This window comes from Parasutterella muris, assembly GCF_009767915.1.
GTDB classification, from domain to species: domain Bacteria; phylum Pseudomonadota; class Gammaproteobacteria; order Burkholderiales; family Burkholderiaceae_F; genus Parasutterella; species Parasutterella muris.
The window spans coordinates 1-16,381 of sequence record NZ_WSRP01000020.1 but is presented as its reverse complement, the minus strand read 5'-3'; the positions used below and the strand labels follow the sequence as shown (position 1 = coordinate 16,381).

General features: G+C 42.4%; 23 protein-coding genes. 13 read left to right on the top strand and 10 right to left on the bottom strand.

Annotated features, from left to right (window positions below; genetic code table 11):
• Positions 1-222: 222 nt before the first annotated feature.
• Both E5987_RS07340 and E5987_RS07335 read right to left on the bottom strand, forming a co-directional pair.
• Positions 223-588 (bottom strand): hypothetical protein, encoded by a 366-nt coding sequence (locus E5987_RS07340; RefSeq protein WP_160335454.1) that lies wholly within the window; start codon positions 586-588, stop codon positions 223-225.
• Between the two features lie 11 nt (positions 589-599).
• Positions 600-1,325 (bottom strand): TrbM/KikA/MpfK family conjugal transfer protein, encoded by a 726-nt coding sequence (locus E5987_RS07335; protein ID WP_160335453.1) that lies wholly within the window; start codon positions 1,323-1,325, stop codon positions 600-602.
• Between the two features lie 98 nt (positions 1,326-1,423).
• On the opposite strand from E5987_RS07335, the gene E5987_RS07330 reads away from it, so the two are divergent.
• The gene (locus tag E5987_RS07330; protein WP_160335452.1) at positions 1,424-1,894 is read left to right on the top strand and encodes a hypothetical protein; all 471 of its coding nucleotides are present in this window, start codon (positions 1,424-1,426) and stop codon (positions 1,892-1,894) included.
• 123 nt (positions 1,895-2,017) lie between these two features.
• Here E5987_RS07330 and E5987_RS07325 read toward each other — a convergent pair whose 3' ends face one another.
• Positions 2,018-2,356: a hypothetical protein gene (locus E5987_RS07325; RefSeq protein WP_160335451.1), complete on the bottom strand. Its 339-nt coding sequence runs from the start codon at positions 2,354-2,356 to the stop codon at positions 2,018-2,020.
• 4 nt (positions 2,357-2,360) lie between these two features.
• Positions 2,361-2,546 carry a hypothetical protein gene (locus E5987_RS07320; RefSeq protein WP_160335450.1) on the bottom strand — a complete coding sequence of 62 codons (186 nt, stop codon included), beginning with the start codon at positions 2,544-2,546 and terminating at the stop codon, positions 2,361-2,363.
• 86 nt (positions 2,547-2,632) lie between these two features.
• On the opposite strand from E5987_RS07320, the gene E5987_RS07315 reads away from it, so the two are divergent.
• Positions 2,633-2,962 carry a hypothetical protein gene (locus E5987_RS07315; protein ID WP_160335449.1) on the top strand — a complete coding sequence of 110 codons (330 nt, stop codon included), beginning with the start codon at positions 2,633-2,635 and terminating at the stop codon, positions 2,960-2,962.
• Positions 2,963-3,662: 700 nt separating this feature from the next.
• Here the strand turns inward: E5987_RS07315 and E5987_RS07310 are convergent.
• From E5987_RS07310 to E5987_RS07300, 3 genes are read right to left on the bottom strand one after another with little or no spacing between them, the layout of a single operon-like run.
• Complete coding sequence (locus E5987_RS07310) at positions 3,663-4,049, bottom strand: hypothetical protein (protein WP_160335448.1); 387 nt, start codon at positions 4,047-4,049, stop codon at positions 3,663-3,665.
• A gap of 30 nt (positions 4,050-4,079) precedes the next feature.
• The gene (locus E5987_RS07305) at positions 4,080-4,367 is read right to left on the bottom strand and encodes a helix-turn-helix transcriptional regulator (RefSeq protein WP_160335447.1); all 288 of its coding nucleotides are present in this window, start codon (positions 4,365-4,367) and stop codon (positions 4,080-4,082) included.
• Entirely contained in the window at positions 4,360-4,611 is a 252-nt protein-coding gene (locus E5987_RS07300; protein ID WP_160335446.1) for a transcriptional regulator, read from the bottom strand. Before E5987_RS07300 ends, E5987_RS07305 begins: the two co-directional genes overlap by 8 nt.
• 148 nt (positions 4,612-4,759) lie before the next feature.
• Between E5987_RS07300 and E5987_RS07295 the strand changes: the two genes are divergently transcribed.
• A complete protein-coding gene (locus E5987_RS07295; protein ID WP_160335445.1) occupies positions 4,760-5,473 on the top strand; it encodes a hypothetical protein in 714 nt (237 codons plus the stop codon).
• A gap of 30 nt (positions 5,474-5,503) precedes the next feature.
• Here E5987_RS07295 and E5987_RS07290 read toward each other — a convergent pair whose 3' ends face one another.
• Positions 5,504-5,797, bottom strand: a complete 294-nt coding sequence (locus E5987_RS07290) for a hypothetical protein (protein ID WP_160335444.1) — start codon at positions 5,795-5,797, stop codon at positions 5,504-5,506.
• A 108-nt stretch (positions 5,798-5,905) separates the two neighbouring features.
• On the opposite strand from E5987_RS07290, the gene E5987_RS07285 reads away from it, so the two are divergent.
• The 10 genes from E5987_RS07285 to E5987_RS07245 are packed head-to-tail and all read left to right on the top strand — an operon-like array spanning position 5,906 to position 13,554.
• Positions 5,906-7,171, top strand: a complete 1,266-nt coding sequence (locus E5987_RS07285) for a hypothetical protein (protein ID WP_160335443.1) — start codon at positions 5,906-5,908, stop codon at positions 7,169-7,171.
• 14 nt (positions 7,172-7,185) lie between these two features.
• Positions 7,186-7,935: an ATP-binding protein gene (locus E5987_RS07280; protein ID WP_160335442.1), complete on the top strand. Its 750-nt coding sequence runs from the start codon at positions 7,186-7,188 to the stop codon at positions 7,933-7,935.
• Positions 7,932-8,894, top strand: a complete 963-nt coding sequence (locus tag E5987_RS12935; RefSeq protein ID WP_202074581.1) for a hypothetical protein — start codon at positions 7,932-7,934, stop codon at positions 8,892-8,894. The genes E5987_RS07280 and E5987_RS12935 overlap by 4 nt, the downstream gene beginning before the upstream one ends.
• A complete protein-coding gene (locus tag E5987_RS07275; RefSeq protein ID WP_160335441.1) occupies positions 8,882-9,169 on the top strand; it encodes a hypothetical protein in 288 nt (95 codons plus the stop codon). The genes E5987_RS12935 and E5987_RS07275 overlap by 13 nt, the downstream gene beginning before the upstream one ends.
• On the top strand, positions 9,166-9,792 hold the full coding sequence (locus E5987_RS07270) for a hypothetical protein (RefSeq protein WP_160335440.1): 627 nt from the start codon (positions 9,166-9,168) through the stop codon (positions 9,790-9,792). The genes E5987_RS07275 and E5987_RS07270 overlap by 4 nt, the downstream gene beginning before the upstream one ends.
• A 24-nt stretch (positions 9,793-9,816) precedes the next feature.
• Positions 9,817-10,683, top strand: a complete 867-nt coding sequence (locus tag E5987_RS07265; protein ID WP_160335439.1) for a ParA family protein — start codon at positions 9,817-9,819, stop codon at positions 10,681-10,683.
• Positions 10,680-11,849 (top strand): ParB/RepB/Spo0J family partition protein, encoded by a 1,170-nt coding sequence (locus tag E5987_RS07260; RefSeq protein ID WP_160335438.1) that lies wholly within the window; start codon positions 10,680-10,682, stop codon positions 11,847-11,849. The genes E5987_RS07265 and E5987_RS07260 overlap by 4 nt, the downstream gene beginning before the upstream one ends.
• Before the next feature lie 46 nt (positions 11,850-11,895).
• Entirely contained in the window at positions 11,896-12,462 is a 567-nt protein-coding gene (locus E5987_RS07255; protein ID WP_160335437.1) for a plasmid mobilization relaxosome protein MobC, read from the top strand.
• On the top strand, positions 12,459-12,869 hold the full coding sequence (locus E5987_RS07250; protein ID WP_160335436.1) for a hypothetical protein: 411 nt from the start codon (positions 12,459-12,461) through the stop codon (positions 12,867-12,869). The genes E5987_RS07255 and E5987_RS07250 overlap by 4 nt, the downstream gene beginning before the upstream one ends.
• Complete coding sequence (locus E5987_RS07245; protein WP_237178761.1) at positions 12,862-13,554, top strand: nucleotidyl transferase AbiEii/AbiGii toxin family protein; 693 nt, start codon at positions 12,862-12,864, stop codon at positions 13,552-13,554. Before E5987_RS07250 ends, E5987_RS07245 begins: the two co-directional genes overlap by 8 nt.
• A 71-nt stretch (positions 13,555-13,625) precedes the next feature.
• On the opposite strand, the gene E5987_RS07240 is transcribed toward E5987_RS07245, so the two are convergent.
• Entirely contained in the window at positions 13,626-15,752 is a 2,127-nt protein-coding gene (locus tag E5987_RS07240) for an N-6 DNA methylase (protein ID WP_202074580.1), read from the bottom strand.
• Positions 15,706-16,245 (bottom strand): VRR-NUC domain-containing protein, encoded by a 540-nt coding sequence (locus E5987_RS12930; protein ID WP_202074579.1) that lies wholly within the window; start codon positions 16,243-16,245, stop codon positions 15,706-15,708. The genes E5987_RS07240 and E5987_RS12930 overlap by 47 nt, the downstream gene beginning before the upstream one ends.
• Between the last annotated feature and the right edge of the window lie 136 nt (positions 16,246-16,381).

The window sequence follows — 16,381 nt, the reverse complement described above, 5'->3', positions numbered from 1 at the left end:
ATGAGTCCTTTCGAGGTTGTCATGAAGAGCAGATAGAATGAAATCTTCCACAAATCATTTCTAATCTGCCTCCATGACTAAAACTCTTATCGTTTGGCTTTTGGTAGTAGTTGGTCCACTTACTCTCATTGTTTTTTGTTACTTCTATTTCCATCGAGAAATTAGAAAACGAGTAACTTTCACTGTTTATCCCGAGCAAAATGGCCTTTTTAAAGTCATACTTCATCTTGGTCTTGACTCCTCTTCTATTTTTATTAAGGACATATCTGTACCAGGATTTGAAATTATTTCTTGTGCAAATTCTTCAGGCAGTCCTTTCTCTTTACCATTCGTTTTACCAATGGAAGACTTGGCCGATGACTTAGATTTGCAACATAACGAAACCTTAGTCATCCTCATCAGACCTTCTCCAGAAATGTCAGTTCTGCACCCCAACCCTCGAATTTTTCTAAGAACGGGATTTCTTGGATTCTCAATTCCTCTCAGCTGCCGAAACCTCGAAAAGACAATTGAATAGACATAAATCAGAAAAAGCCATTCCAAAAGGATGATCAGGCAATTAATGACAGTTTCCGAAGATATATTCATTGAGCTTCTCCCTACCAGTGAACGCGCGTCCAAGTCTGTCCGTTGATCACGACATCAATAGCCCTTCTTGATTGGAATTTTTGCCAGACGACTTCGTCATAAACACGCACTGTCCTGTAGCACGTTGTCCAGTAGCTGCTGTCTCCTGATTCCTGCTGGCAGCTATAAGCCTCAAGTGCGGTCCCCTGAAAGCCTTTGACGCAGGCTTTAGTGCCGCCCCAATAGCCGCTGTTATCAGATTCAAAATAATGTTCACCGCCGTAATTGAAGGTGGATTTTCCCTTCAAATACTTTTGATTTTTTCTGCCGGTTGAGAACTGTTCCGGATCATTCAAATTTCCCTGAACGACGAATCCGCGAGGCGCATCTTCCATTCCGCTGATCGAGCAGGGGTCAAATCCGTCATTCAGCTGCTTTGCGTAATTGCCGTCTCCAGCCATAGGGCAGGACGGAAATTTGCAGGGATGTCTCCAGGAGAGGCAGTCAAAAAGCTTGTCAATCGGAGGTCTGCATTCCGAAACCGCACGAGGACCGTTCGGATTAGCCAGGCATAAAAGCACTTCACAGCCCCAGCGATCATCCCCGCTCAAAAGATCAATTTTTGGCATTCCCGGAATCGACGAGTAATCCGTCAGGTCTTCAGCCAACGCATGGAAGCCGTATGCAAACAGCGCAGAACTGACAACAGCTGCACTCAAAAGTGTTTTAAGTTTTGGGATTTGATGGATTGTTTTCATTATTGAGTCCTCAAAACACGATAGGTAGTGGTCTCCGAGGAGAAGAATAGAATTTAGTTGACAGACTCAAATTGCTAATCAACCCTCGGAGGAGAAAAATGAGTGAACTCTCAACCGTTATTTCTGTCGGTGGTATTGCTGCATTGGTTACACTATTTTTTAATAGTTTTAAAGGCGGATATGAAATTCGCAGAAATATGTTTAGAGTCTCTGCAATGGCTGATAAAAATATCGGAAAATGGCACCGAAAAGTTCTTTTATCCATGTCAGCCAAAGACGAACAGGTCATTGTGCTGTCCATTACAAGTACCTCAGGAAGGTTCCTTTCAAACACCGGTGAAATTGTCAAGCGGATAGAACTGAATAAAACTCTCATAACTCATTCTCCTGCTTGGCAATTTGTAGTGGATTACCTACCCGATAGGTGGGAAACCCAAAAAGTGGGCCGGATAGATGTTTTTGTTCAAGCTGAAACCAGCATGAACTTTCGCTGTTATTTTTCTTTGCAGGAGTTTCAGTTGTCAGAGGTTCACAAGGTTCTTTCAGAGCTAAAACAACAAGAGCAATAAAGCAGATAAGAGCCCATGCTTTTAAAAATGATTCGATTAGATAGTCTCTTCCTATCGACCATAAGAAGAAAGCTATGGCTAGTGGCGCAAAAGCTCCGAGCAAGTAATAAAGACATTCCATCTTTAGCCTCCCATACCTATCGCAGCTTTAAGAAACAGCGCTCTATTAAGATTGCAGCCGTCATTGTGTAAATAAGCACACGAAGGCGCTGGCGAAAGAATTGCTTTAAAGAGAAAGTAGGCTCCAACGCTTTGTAGCAGGAATGTGGTGACAACCAGCAACTTTAAAAATTCTTTCTTGACCCTTTCCGCATTTTCTGATTGCAAAAGAAAAAAACAATAGAAAGTTTCAAATACTGAGAGCAACAAAAAACACAAAACAAAGAAGAACAAAATGTCAGGAATAATAGAGTTGACATAGGGAATAACCATGTCTCCTATCGGATAATTGAAAGTTTTCATCACATCAGCTCCCGTAACTCTCCAGCCCTACAAATCCGCAGCAGCCAATGAGGACAAACATAATGCCGATCAGCATTAGTCCCGGTGCAGTGAAGGACACTGGGTCTCCATCGTTTTGGAACAAAAACAGAGGCGCAATAGTCAGGCAGCACAGGCCGAGAATGATGAAGAAAAACAGTTCAGGCATCATCCGATCCTCCTGGCTAAGACCTCCGCGGTACTGGGTAGAATTTGACTATCCCTAAAAAAATCCCAACCCAATACGCGGAGTAAAAAATGAAAGTTGATTCCGTCGATAAATTTATGTTCTGGTCGTCTGCCAGCCTTATCGCGCTGATTGTTTGTTGGTATAAAGAACCCAAAATGACTGATTTCTTGTGCACTGCAATGTCTATGTTTTGCGCTTTGTTTTCGGCGATGACTGTTGCTGAAATGAGGAATGAAAAAAGTCAGACCGAGCAAAAGAGTTCTAAACCGGATTCGAACACTTCGAAGAGAATGAATACAAGGGCGCAAAGAAGGAGCATTAGCAGAAAATATAGAATAAATTCTATGTCTGTCCATTCTCGAAATCTGCGTGAAAAAAATGGTCGCAGAAAACCATAGGAATAAGCAAATAAAGCGAATAGCAATGTCGCCTCTATTATTAGAGGGACATAATCTTTTATCGTAAAGTACACTAGGCACGGTATCGTTCCCTGAAACAGCGAGACGATCCAAGCTATATTCTTCTTTAGTAGAACGGATAGAGAGACGGCTATCGTAATTGACGCTAATCCTACTAATGTCATTCTCTCGTCTTCCCCTGGCTGAGGCCTCCGCAGTACTGGGTAGAATTTGAAAATCCAATAAAAAATCCCAACCCAATACGCGGAGGAAAAGTTGATAAAGAAAACACTGTTGTACAGACCGGAAAGAGCTAATCGTGCGGATTATTTGTTTTTGATTTGGTTTGGAGTTGCTACTCTCATTGTTTATGGGCCAATTTTTTTTGGCCTCATCGCCCTCAGTCAAGATAAGGCAATTGCTTTTTTTAATGCGGTAATGGTAATAGCCACAGTCACTTACTCGTTCGTGGCAATATTGCAATACCGTACATCCCACGACTGCTATCAGCCAGTTATAGAACCCACATTTGTAATCACAAGAGAGTTTTGCTGTCTGAGCCTTAGAATCGTTAGAGCATCTGCTCCTTTTGTTCTGTATTCCGTGAGAACTGAACCTTTCGGATTGTTCGAGTCCGATTCGAAGCGAGAAAGGATTCTTTACAGGAATATCCCTTTTATTCTGGATGACGCTAAGGAAATTAGTCATAGCATCCTCCTGCCGCCTTTAAAAAGGAACATTGAAACTGAAGGAGTGATAAGGATTTCCATCTATACATCCTTGAGGAAGTCACCGTATGTCTTGTACGTAGTTCCTGTTTATGAAGCGGTTGAGCAAATGAAGAAAATGGTCTGACAGATGACTCAGAGGTTGGTTGTCTTTCTGCAATACCTATATACATTCCGGTTACATAAAAATTCAGAAGAGCCAAGAGAAAAGCTGCAATAACCCGTTTGTCATCATCCCATTTAACTTTATAGAAAGCGGCGTAGACCAGGAATCCAATGTTGAAAATCCATAAACTCGCAATTATCAGCGCCAAATGACTTTCAAAAAAGTTCGCCAATATTTCAAAGAAGTTCGTCATTTTTTATCGGGGGAGTGAGTTTTTATTTTTTTAAGCTGCCCCTATCTGATTGAATTGTTCCGATTGTTGTTCAGACTGCGGAGCGATTTCACGCAAATGACTCAGCAGAACTTCCGGCTCGACTCCCCTTTGTTCCGCTGCTTTACGCAAAATCCAATCATTGACCTCAAGCTCAAACCAAGCCACCCACCGAGATGAATACTTGATTGGTTTGGGAAAGCTTGTTTCAGTTTTGATTAAACGGTTGAACGTGGAGAGAGAAATCCCCAAGCGATCTGCAACCTGTTCTGCTCTGAGCTGCGCATATACATTAGGCATTTTTTCTGCGCTCCTCACGGTTAGAGAGTGCGTTCCACAGCGCATCCCAATCGTAGCCAGGATTGAGTTCTTCGCAGGTAACTTTTCCATCCGTGAATCTTTCAATCTTGGCGCAATGAGCAACCGGAATGTTACGATTGTGCCGCAGCCACCCGTAAACATTTGAAGGCAAAATTTTTAAGTACTTCGATAACGCATATGGTGTTTTCGCGCCTTCTGTTAAAAAGTATTCTTGCAACTTCATAAGTACTCGCTAAATTCAAGCTGATAACTAATACTGCTATTGTAGCAATTATACTATAAAAAATCTGTTGCTACTATAGTAAAGAATCGCAAATAGACTTTTGATTTTTTTCTTCTGCTAATAATTAGAGTTCCTGCTGGAGCAAGCCATGAAAGAAGAAATCAGGGAAAACAGATTACAAAATCTTTTGTTTCTTATCGAGCAATACAAAACAATTGCAAACCTTAATGTCGCGCTTGGAAGAAAACGTAAAGACGGAACGCTAAGTCAAATAAAAAACAAAGCAATAGTTCCTTCAACTGGAAAATCCCGCACGATGGGGACAGCTTTAGCAAGAGATATAGAGGCTCGCTTACGATTACCGTCTGGATGGATGGACAAGTTTCACAAAGAAATACAGCCTTTGCGTCCCGATTTAGAGAATATCCAGTCTCCAGTCATAACTCCATTAAACGAGAATAATACCGAGTCGATACCCTTGTACGAGATCGTCACTACTGAGTTTGAATCGCAATTGAATACTAGATTAAAAGGAGAAATTCAATTGACAAACTTTTTAGTAAATGCGATGAAGCAGTCTGAAAAAGCTGAGCTCGTCGGGTACTTAACTTCTGATAATGCAATGTATAAGACAATGCCTCGGAACTCGATAGCCATTGTTGACAGGGCGATTAATTCTTTCGCCGGAGATGGAGTCTACCTTATACAGACAAATGGAAAACCAAAATTCAGAAATATTTCTGAATTAATTGATGGGCGGCTTATTATTAAAAGCGACCTCTTAGAAGAGGTCGTGGACAATAAAGAGCAAATTGATTTTTTGGGGAAAGTAAAGATGCTTTGGGAATGTAAGCCTTTATAAAAAGACACCTCCACCTTGGCCACGTCCAACCTAACGTCTAAATAAAAGTTTTTGCTTCCTACATCCAACACGCTGTTTTGTAACTTTATTCATAATTAAAAATCTATTATCTAACGTAAGAGATTTTTTTTCGTTTAAAAATCTAGCCCTGTCAGCGATAGCTTCTAAATCCTGAACCTCACACTGATCTTTTTCCACCTTTAGTGAATTAGCGAGATTAATTAGTTCTGATGAATTGAGATTTGATATTTCAATCGTATGCAGCGAAGCGGCCTGCACATTGGATAGTAATAAAAACACAGATAGGGCTAAAACTCGATTCATATTTCTACTCCTTATTTTGACTAATTATAACAATTTATTGAAATAGTAGCAAAATTCCACTATTATTAATAGCAAAGATACTATAACTATGCCAACTGGAATTTAATTATGTTTAGGTCTGGATTGTCCTTCTCTTTGAAGGCTTACAGCATCACACCCGAGGAGTTCACGCAAGATTACATGCGCCTACCAGATGCTCAGTTAATTTGCCTTTTCAAACTAAGGCTTGGATACTCTCTGAAGGGCTCAGCATTAAGCGTTGACGATATAGAGGGCCTTTATCCGCAGTATACAAATGAGCAAAAGAGAACCTTAGAGAAAGTTCTCTCTAAATTCTTCATTCTTGAAAACGGCCTGTATGCTGATCAGCGAATAGAAAATATGCTCCTTGCTCAACAAGAAGCTGAAGAAAAATTTGAAGCCGCGATCGAACAGGAAGTTTTAAAACGTCTTGCTCGACGGAAAGCCGGATTAGCCAGCGCGGAGGCAAAAAAAATGCGTGCTGAGCAACAACCTTTCAACAAAACATCAACAGACGGGCAACAAAACATCAACAAATCGCCAACAAGCGAACAACAAAGCTTTAACAAACTTTCAACAAATAGACAACAAACTATCAACAAACTGCCAACAAACGAACAACAAAGGTCTAACAAAACGGCTACAAACACGCAACAAACTACCAACAAAGCGTTTGCAACTGATGAAGAAGAAACGCCCAACGCCTTTAATCACGGGCATTCTGAGGACTTAGCCGAAACCGCCGATGAAGGTGATGTCCCCTGCCCTCACCCTCGTACGCACACGCGCGCGTCGGAATCCGATTCTGATTCGGATAATTTTATTAATAAAAAAAATATAAAAAATAAATCGGTATCGGAATCCGTATCGGATAAACAAGTTGAACAACTTTTCGCGCAAGAAAATCGGGAATGTTCGGTAGATGAATTTCTATCGATTTTGAAGTATTTCGGTCTGGACGAAAAAAATCTGAAAGGCTGGATGAGACGAAAAGCGGAGAATCAGCAGGCGATTGACGATCTCGTTCGGGACTTTAAAAACTTTGATTTAGAAACTTTTCAGGCTGTTTTCTCTCGCTGTCAGGCAGCCAAGGACAAGGAAAACAAACCGCTCAGCTCAGCAATCGCCTTTGTTGTGAAATCTCTCCAGAGAGAATCTGCCGCACTGAGAAACCGAAGCAAACCCACAGCACCAAAGAAATTCGCCGAGCGCGATTATTACGCCGGCGTGGTCAAACTTCCGGACGGAACGCTTCGAGCCGCACCCAAACAAGGGCCGCAGCGTGATTACACGAAGGGCTTGATCCAACTGCCTGATGGAACCTGGAAGATCGATCCGAATTACAAAAAATGAGAATCGAGGTAGTCATGAACAACTTCACCCCAAGAGAAAAAATTGATGAAAGCCGCTACATAGCGAAGTGCTGTGAAAGGCATGGATGGTTTGCATCAATGCTTCGCAACGAAGGTCTAATCGGCGGGGGCATCGTTTTATCGGCTGAATGTCCTGTTTGCCGAGAAGAAAGCCGCATCCGGAAAATTTTCGGCGAGAGTCAAATTCCACTTCGTTTTGCTGAGAGGAGTTTTGAGAATTACGTAACCGCTTCGGGCAATCAGAAACTCGCGCTCGAATCCTGTCAAAGCTTTGCAGATAATTTCACCAATTCTCTGGCAGATGGGCGTGGACTTCTGTTGATCGGCACATGCGGGACAGGAAAAACTCATTTGGCGTGTGCCACTCTTTCTCAAGTCATTCGAGCCGGGCATTCCGGATTTTTCACCTCTGTGGACAAACTGTTGTGCAAAATCAAATCAACTTGGGCGGGAACAGGAACGACCCAGGAAGAAATGATTAGACAATTCACCGCAGTCGATCTGCTCGTTCTTGACGAAATCGGAGCTTACCGAAGTGCTTCCTCCAGGGATCGGGATTTACTTTTTGAGGTGATCAACAACCGATACGAGTCATTGCGTCCGACGATTTTTGTCTCAAACCTGAACCTCACAGGTGCAGATTCAATCGAGGAATATCTGGAAGAACGGTCGTTTGATCGTGTCTGTGAATCTTCTCAGATTGTTGTGTTCAATTGGCCGAGTTTTCGGAGGAAATCCCTGTGAACTCAAAAAATCTTAAAAAAATACCGGAACAAAACAACCGTCCCGGCATCGCACAACGCTATTGCTTAATCAAAAGCAAAAGCGCCGCTGCTCCAATGATCGCAAAGGAAATTGAGCCTTCAAAGTTGACAACAAAGTCAGCATTGACGGATAATTCCCTCAACACGATAAGGAGCAGAAGTAGTCGTGTTGTTTTGAGTGTTGGCACGACAAATCTCCTTATTAATCAGGGACTCTTCCCGCACCGGCAAGTGCGGGTTGAGTCCCGTGTTTTTCTTCCCTCCAGAAATTTAGAAGTTCTCATTTCTGGCGGGGCCTATGCTTCAGAAAGAAGCAATTCCAATAAAGAGATTGCGGGGAATTCTACCCGTCTTTTGCAAAGAAAAATGCCGGAACAAAACAACCGTCCCGGCATCGCACAACGCTATTGCTTAATCAAAAGCAATAGCGCCGCTGCTCCAATGATCGCAAAGGAAATTGAGCCTTCAAAGTTGACAACAAAGTCAGCATTGACGGATAATTCCCTCAACACGATAAGGAGCAGAAGTAGTCGTGTAGTTTCACGTGCTCGCACGACAAATCTCCTTATTAATCAGGGACTCTTTCCACACCGGCCAGTGTGGTTTGAGTCCCGTGTTTTTCTTCCCTCCAGAAATTTAGAAGTTCTCATTTCTGGCGGGGCCTATGCTTCAGAAAGAAGCAATTCCAATAAAGAGATTGCGGGAAATTCTACCTTCGGCTCGACTGTTATCAGCAGTTGGACCGTTGCCGTTTTACGGGGCCAAAATAAACACCCGTACCGCCTTTCATTCTTAAAAAGAAATCCCCGGCGAGAATCCTTTACCGGCAACGATCCAATCTGTTTTAAGCAAGCAAGGAAATCACTTGAAGATAGGCAGGTGCCGATTATTCTGCTCTGCGATTCTATCCGATTTCAGGAGGCGATATGTCTCGTTTAAACCTCGCTCACCATTGGGTAAAAATCGATTGGGCAAGGGTATCTGAAAATGATCTCAGTTCTTTGCCGCAGCCTTATGAACTTGTTTCAGTCGCCGTTAAATCCGACAGTGACGTCGGTTTCAAAACAACCAAAGGTTACTGGAATTGGACATTTTTTGATGATGTCTGCTTCACTATTGACTGCCTAACCCATAAAGGATTTTCCGAATATGCCTCGCGCAATGTGGTTGCGTGGGAGCCTCTTGAAACAACATCCACAGGAGAAAACGAATGATTGAAGTTGATCTCGAATCAAAATTTCATCCGCAGCTTTTAGAGATCATCCAAAGCGCTCTAAAGAATCACGCAGACCTGGACTCCATTCTGAGAGCCGCTTATGAGAGTCGCAATGCGAACGACATTGTTTTTGCGATCTCTGCCGAACAGAGTGTGACCAACAAACAATTAGCAATTGTCGCAGGCAGAGAACACCTTCGGGAGACACGCCAGTACGAGCCCGGAGTTTGGAACGATTGGCCGGACGTTATTCCACCTCGTCTGAACACAGAACCATTCATAGACGGAAAACCTCTGGAATGTGACTACTGGCTGCTTAGGTTGAAAAACGGTCGCTTTGTGACAGGAAAACTGACGAGTCAAAAAAATTGGATTCAAATTCCCGAGTTCATGATTCAGGCGTTTCGAGAGTTTTCTCCTCCCCCTAGTGAGCAATGGCTTGAAAGCCAAACGGAACCAGCTTCTGACGATTGGAACGCTTTTCCTCGATTCAAACCGGAAACTGAAGAAACATTCGAAGTTCTGCTGTCTGACGGCAGACAAAGAGCTGTTACTTGGCACAGCACTCATATCTGGACCTTTTATGCAAAAGAAATCGTTGCGTTTAAAAAAATCAAATAACTGTTCAATGTTCAAGGAGCAAAAATGAAAATCTTATCTGTAATCAATGAAAAAGGCGGTGTCGGTAAAACGTTTGTCACAACGCAGCTTGGGTATTTTTGTCGATACAAACTGGGAAATCGTGTTCTCGTGGTCGATCTGGATCAACAGAACAACACCGGAGAAATCCTGTCTCAATCGGGCCTATGCTCACTGAACCCCGCCTCCAGCGGTCAAATTTTGCGTGACGGTGAATCAATTTCAACTGATTCTGAATTCCTAGTGGTTCCAGGCGATGACACTCTGTTGGAGTTGGAAAGTCTCAATGAAGAAGCACGAGTTGCGATGAACCTTAACAACGCGCTTGAAACCGTTGCAGACAACTTTGATCTGTGCATTATCGACTGCCCGCCGAGCGCTGATGTGCGTCAGCTGGCGGCCCTTTCGGTGTCAACTAATTATTTAATCCCATTCCAGGCAAAAGCAGAAAGCATCAGTGGTGTTGACAAAACCATGACACGAGCCTCCATTATTTCTCAGGAGATCAACACTGAACTGGAGCTTGTCGGTTTGCTTCTCTCCATGGTCAAAATGCAGGGCATCCAGAAAGAAAATTTTGAACAAATTATGAAGAGCACGGGGAATCTTCTCCTAAAGAAATTCGACCCAAGAACGAAGGAAGAGAAGGATTTCTGCTTCATTCCAGAGCGCAGCGAGTTCACAGCCGCGCAGCAGTTTCACCGACCTGTTTTTTTCTCCGAAGGCGGGAAACCGAGAAAAGAAGCGGCGGAACTGGCAAGAGTATGGATTTCACTTGTTCACAAACTAGGCCTTCCGATTCATAAACCGTTACGAATTGGACAGAACCCGGAAACTAAAAAATTGTTTGAGATAAAGGGAGAAAATGAATGAATTTAGAAGCGTTAAAACGAAACAGTTCAAATTTCACTCACCGAGTAGTGAACTCAGAACTGACGATTCAGGAAATTGAACTCAAAAAAATCATTCCTGACCCAAACCAGCCGAGAAAGGAGTTCGATCCTGAGCAGCTGTCAGAGCTTGCAGAAAGCATCAAAGAGCACGGTTTGATTCAGCCGATCGTGCTCAGAAAAATCACCGCTGACCAATACGTCGTCATTGCCGGGGAACGGCGGTTAAGAGCAGTTTCGCTCAACGGCTCAAACACGATCAAAGCAATCGTTAAGAACAATACCGACGAAAAAGAACTTGGCTATTTGCAGGTAGCAGAAAACCTTAAACGAGCGGACCTGAACGTCAATGAATTAGCTGAATTTGTGTGCGGCAGAATCGAATTAGGCGAGTCCCAAACATATATTGCTAAAAACTTAGGGATAAGAAAAGAACAGATTTCAAAGTTGGCTGCTTGGGCAGAAATGCCTCCCTGTATTAGAGAAGCTGTAAGTTCTAAAAAAATTAACAGCATCCAGACGGCATATCTCCTATTTAAGAATTTTCTGACACATCCCGAGGAAACTCAGCAGTTCATTGAATCAAAGGAAACCATCACTCAATCGGACGCAAACAGCTTTGATCCAAGCCGCAAGCCGGCTGAGGAAGAGTCTCCTGTCGAAGAAATACAGGAGCAAAGGCAAGAAGAACAAGGAGCCATAGAAGAGTCTTCTCTGGAGACCGAAGAGACCACGAAAACAGAAACCGGGTCCGATACCGACATTGATTTTGAAGATGACTCTGAGACAGAGAGCAAGGTTGAAGCGGATCCTCAGGATGATAACAACGCTGATGATAGTTCTGAAGTTGGTTCTGACGACGAGGCTTTTAACGATGAAGAAAAGACCACAGAGACTGAACCGCTTGAGAATTTCGGGTCAGAAGAATTTTCAAACGATGTGGAAAAGGCCACAGATGATTTTTTGGAAGCAAATGAACCGAACTTGCTTTTCAAAAAACCCCTTATCCTTTGCTTGGTTGAGGGGCGCGAATGTGAACTTTTATATAAGAGGAAATCTTCTTTTGGAGTCTTCGTGAAATGGGACGACGGTGTTGAAGAAGAAATTCCTGCGGAAGATGTTCAAATCAACAGAATCATTGAAGCTTAATGATTTGGGCGGCAATTAGCCGCCCTTTTAAAACCGAAGAGTACGCATGAGAGAACGAAAAGAATCTGTTTCCTGTTGGGTGTCCCAAAAGGAAAAACTCCGACTGAAGGAGTTAGCCTTTTCAAAGGGAATGTCACTGAGTGCCTATGTCAAATTCGTTTTAGAGGGACCGCTTAAGGAGGATTGGAGTCCGAAGCTGACAGTTTTGGATGAAATCGAGGAGAAGACGCGTCCGATCAAAATCTGCACAACTGAAAGCGAAGCAGAGGCTTTGAAGAGAGTCTCTTTGCAGCGAGGCCAGAACGTTCAAACCGTTGTCATAGCAGCCATCAGAGAATTTTTGCTGAGCAAACCGCAGATTGATGAGAAGACAAAAAAGCAGATAGTTGACAGCACTTTGGCGATTAACAAAGTCGGAACAAATCTGAACCAAGTTGCCAGAGTTCTGAACGCTCAGAACAAAGGCGGTTCAATCACTTCCGAAGTAATCGAAACCGCCGTGAGCTCAGTCAACGGAGTAAACAGAAAGGTTCTCAATCACATGAAATTTATTGAAACCCTTCTGAAGGAACATTATTATCGATCCAAGATCGACGAGCGAGAAAAATCATGAAATACATCACTGGCATTCACGCATTGAATTTAAGGTGTAGTTTAGAGACTTGCGGAGACTGGCACCAACCGGGAATCCAGTGGAAAAACTTAACGATTAGAGAGTCGGAAGATTCGGTTTTCGGAGATTACGGCATTGAGGACAACAGCCTCGTGCCGGATCATCCGGGTACGCACAAGGTAGCAAACCACATTAGAGCATTACTCGATCTTGTCTCAGAAGGCAACTTTGGTTATGCCCAGGGCATGAACAAAGACTTCATTTGCAACGATATATACACTGAAGAAGTTTTTTCTAAATTACTGTTGCTGAAAAAATCTCATATATGGGAAAAAATTAAAGATTTCATAGGCAAAGAATATGGTGTTTCGTGGCTGAGGTTTTTAAAGGAGCATGAAAATGAATAATGAAACCGATAAATGGCAGTTACTTCACGGAAGGTTTATTCATAGTTTTCTTTTGCTTCTTAACAAGCAAACAGATCAATTTGTTTTAAAGGGAGGGACTGCTTTATCGATTTGCTATGGCTTGAATCGTTTTTCCGAAGACATCGATTTAGACGGCAGAAAGCAGGACATCAAAGAGATTGTCAGGCGTTTCTCCACACAGCACAACATTAAATTTAGAATCGCAAAAGATACGCCGACAGTGAAACGGTGTCTTATGGATTACGGGAATCCTCTGCACCCGTTAAAAATTGAAGTTTCCTACAGAAATAGAGACCTCGATATTAGCGAAGCGGCGAAGGACTGGACGAAAATTAACGGGATCAACGTTTACACAATCGATGCGCTTGCAAGAATGAAGGCAATGGCCTATCAAGGCCGTGACAAAATTCGTGATTTATATGACCTGTCGTTCATCTGCAATAACTATTACGAGAAGCTGTCTTATCCAACCAGAGCAACGATCCGAGACACATTATCCTATAAAGGGATAGAACAGTTTGATTACCTTGTGGCAACTCAGAACGATCCTTTAATCGACAAAGATAAATTAGCAGATGGTTTTCTGAAGATGCACGAAAAATTAGGACTTCTCATGGATCAGTTTCCAGAAAAGAAAAAACAAGATAATGAACGCTCCCGGTGAGGCAGAAAACGTATTTTTAACGTTGACCCAGCCGAACCTTAGCTTACGACTTGTGGCCAACGCAGCTTCTTTTATTCTCCGATTGTTTGTTTTGCGGCTGTTCTTTTCTTATCAAAATCCTTCAAATTTGCGACAGTTAAATATGCCTCCAGCTTCGCCACTCGTTCTGTCTCCAATTCCTTCACGAGAGTGTCAATAAACTCAAAATCAATTTTCCCATTGGCTGTTATTGGAAGTGTTACTTTGCTATTGATAAAGACTTCATTAACATGGCGCACCAAAACAGATAACAATTTAGGTTTCAGTTTATTTAGTACAGTAGTAAAAAAGAGAATGGATGACCTTGTCAGTTCAATTTTTGGAACGATATGTCTGACAAATTGCCCGGCATACCATGGTCTTTCACGATAAAAAAAATCCATTTGAAGCAGCCCTAAACTCCATCCTCCGGCTTTATTTATATTTGACTGGTTAACAAACCCTGTCTTTCTTAATATCCCTTGGTTATTGGAAGTACGGGTTACATAATCATACGCATCTCCATCGGTTAGCTCGTCTGAATCGAAACTTGTGGTTTTTTGTATATCAAACAAATCTCCTAATTTAAACTCGCTCCATTTAACATGTTCCAGTTTCATGTTAAGAGGGGTGAGTTTTCTCAAGGAATCATCCTCTCTGGCCTGATGCTTGAGTAGGGTAGAAACCTCCCAAGCTAAATAATCCGCGACGGTCTTTTTGAAATCTTCGAGAGTAGGTTTTGTGTCGATCGGGGCGGTTTGGTTCCAGTCAGCTCCGTTGGTAGGGTCGATGGTTCCCTCGTAGTATTCTTTCTTTGTCAGAAGCTTTAACTTGCTTTCTCCAAAGCGAACAAGCTGTACGACTTCTTCATATCTTTCTTTAGCATGATTGGTATCCCTAAGATTTACACTTGCCTTTTTACGGCTTGTTCGAGTGTACCCGTCATTTGAAAAATCAATAAACTTAACCTTATCATCAGGATGATGCGCTTCATTGACGCGGAAAACATAGACGTAAGTCTGGACGCTGGATTTGCCTATAAAAAGGTCATCGGGCATCTTAATGCTCGCCAGCAGTGTATGTTTTTCTAAAATTCTGCGATTGTAATCAGCCGCTTTCCCGGACCCTGCCGAACCCTGAATAATGATTGCAGCGTAACCTTTTGTCATCATTCCAAGAGCTTTCTCAACAAAAATCATTCCGTTTCCATCAGCAGAGTACGGAGGATTAAGAATAAAAGCAGTTGCCGGAAAGTCTTCTTGAGTTCTTCCAAAACCGTATTTGCCATCAAAATCATTTAATGAATCTTTATTGATGATGTTGGAGCTGCCGTCTCCCATAAGAATCATGTTCAAAATGGCAAGCATGTAGACACTCGGAAGAACTTCCAAACCAAGGAGCTGTTCAGCTTTGATTTGTGCCTCTTTTAGCGCCAGTTCTTTAGGTGATTTGATGTTGTTTTTGGCATCAATCAGCATCTCATTCATCGCTGCTACAAGAAGTCCGGCAGAGCCGGTAGCAAAATCCCAAACATAGGAATTTCTGTCAACCCTGGCTAATTTTGCCAAAAGTTTCGCAACATAAGAAGGAGTAAGAACAACGTCATTAAGCTTGTCCTGTGAGAAACCAAGCCAGCTGTACATTTCATTGAATAATTTGCCGGTAAAGTCAGTTGTCAAACCGATTTTGTAATAACGGCCCAGATCGTCAACAATCTTATTAAATACTCTTTTAAGCTGAGTTTCTCCGGCAGTCACTTTGTTCAGGTTGTCGCTAGTAAGCGTGTTCTGAAGGGTTCTGATGATGAGGTCTCTTTTACTGCTTGGTAAAGATTTCTCTTTCAGAAATGATCGAATCTTTCTAAGAATAATCTCCCCGTCAGTGTTTTCAGGTTCCTGAGAACACTTCAAATCATCTTTTTCAAGAGGTTTGACCTTGCCTGGAACTCCCAGAGTTGCAATGATAGATGAGGCAACAAGATAAACTCGGTCATCTTCACTCAACCCTTTTTCATTTTGGTAAATATCATTGTTTAACTTGGTCAAGCTGGCCTGAATTTCTTGTTCTTTTAGTTCCCTTAGTCGCTCGATTTGCTCGGGGCTTAAACTTAACTGTCTAATTTTTTCAATAAAATTATTGAAGTCGGGGGGGGGGTAAAAATGATAAGTCAGTATATTCACCGACTTTTTGTCCGACACCTAAATTTTTCTTTGAAACGTAATAAACCGAAATTTGATGCTGTAACTGTCCGAGTTCATCACGGAATCCGGTCATGCCGATGGCAATAACATCCGTATAGCTTGTGTGATGAAGCAGCGCATTCGCATAATGAACGGCCCCGTTGACAGCGTAAGATTTAATATTTTGGTAATTAGGTTCTCCTTTGCTTTTTGTGTTGTCAACGTTTCCGGCAGCATCAAGCTTCACTAGTTTGTCTTTATAACCCTTGTATTCGATAAGGATAGGCCAGTAGTTTAATTCCTTGTCTTGTAAAAGCAGTTTTGCGTCGGGCCGGTTACCTCCTTTTCCGCCGCTTTTTGACAAGTATTCATCTAAGGCCTTATCTATCTCGGAGTTAAGACTTTCTTGTTCCAGCTTGTAGTCAAGTCCATAAGATTTCAACCAACCGTTAGCTAGATCAGCAATATTAGGTTCAACAGATTTTGTTTTCATAAATTTCTTGACGGGGATTATTTAATGTTTTGCTGACAATATTAATCGAACCAAAGCGCAATGTGCACAGCTTCTCGCAGTGTGCGGTGTTGACCACAAGCCGTTAGGCGAAGCCCGGCTGTGGACAACACCGAGG

Coding starts and splice junctions, on each gene's coding strand:
- E5987_RS07300 (WP_160335446.1), bottom strand. CDS start 4,611: ATGAAGTTGCAAGAATACTTTTTAACAGAAGGCGCGAAAACACCATAT.
- E5987_RS07320 (WP_160335450.1), bottom strand. CDS start 2,546: ATGATGCCTGAACTGTTTTTCTTCATCATTCTCGGCCTGTGCTGCCTG.
- E5987_RS07250 (WP_160335436.1), top strand. CDS start 12,459: ATGAAATACATCACTGGCATTCACGCATTGAATTTAAGGTGTAGTTTA.
- E5987_RS07335 (WP_160335453.1), bottom strand. CDS start 1,325: ATGAAAACAATCCATCAAATCCCAAAACTTAAAACACTTTTGAGTGCA.
- E5987_RS07270 (WP_160335440.1), top strand. CDS start 9,166: ATGATTGAAGTTGATCTCGAATCAAAATTTCATCCGCAGCTTTTAGAG.
- E5987_RS07340 (WP_160335454.1), bottom strand. CDS start 588: ATGAATATATCTTCGGAAACTGTCATTAATTGCCTGATCATCCTTTTG.
- E5987_RS07265 (WP_160335439.1), top strand. CDS start 9,817: ATGAAAATCTTATCTGTAATCAATGAAAAAGGCGGTGTCGGTAAAACG.
- E5987_RS07305 (WP_160335447.1), bottom strand. CDS start 4,367: ATGCCTAATGTATATGCGCAGCTCAGAGCAGAACAGGTTGCAGATCGC.
- E5987_RS07255 (WP_160335437.1), top strand. CDS start 11,896: ATGAGAGAACGAAAAGAATCTGTTTCCTGTTGGGTGTCCCAAAAGGAA.
- E5987_RS07290 (WP_160335444.1), bottom strand. CDS start 5,797: ATGAATCGAGTTTTAGCCCTATCTGTGTTTTTATTACTATCCAATGTG.
- E5987_RS07275 (WP_160335441.1), top strand. CDS start 8,882: ATGTCTCGTTTAAACCTCGCTCACCATTGGGTAAAAATCGATTGGGCA.
- E5987_RS07285 (WP_160335443.1), top strand. CDS start 5,906: ATGTTTAGGTCTGGATTGTCCTTCTCTTTGAAGGCTTACAGCATCACA.
- E5987_RS07245 (WP_237178761.1), top strand. CDS start 12,862: ATGAATAATGAAACCGATAAATGGCAGTTACTTCACGGAAGGTTTATT.
- E5987_RS07280 (WP_160335442.1), top strand. CDS start 7,186: ATGAACAACTTCACCCCAAGAGAAAAAATTGATGAAAGCCGCTACATA.
- E5987_RS07330 (WP_160335452.1), top strand. CDS start 1,424: ATGAGTGAACTCTCAACCGTTATTTCTGTCGGTGGTATTGCTGCATTG.
- E5987_RS07295 (WP_160335445.1), top strand. CDS start 4,760: ATGAAAGAAGAAATCAGGGAAAACAGATTACAAAATCTTTTGTTTCTT.
- E5987_RS07310 (WP_160335448.1), bottom strand. CDS start 4,049: ATGACGAACTTCTTTGAAATATTGGCGAACTTTTTTGAAAGTCATTTG.
- E5987_RS07325 (WP_160335451.1), bottom strand. CDS start 2,356: ATGAAAACTTTCAATTATCCGATAGGAGACATGGTTATTCCCTATGTC.
- E5987_RS07315 (WP_160335449.1), top strand. CDS start 2,633: ATGAAAGTTGATTCCGTCGATAAATTTATGTTCTGGTCGTCTGCCAGC.
- E5987_RS07260 (WP_160335438.1), top strand. CDS start 10,680: ATGAATTTAGAAGCGTTAAAACGAAACAGTTCAAATTTCACTCACCGA.
- E5987_RS12930 (WP_202074579.1), bottom strand. CDS start 16,245: ATGAAAACAAAATCTGTTGAACCTAATATTGCTGATCTAGCTAACGGT.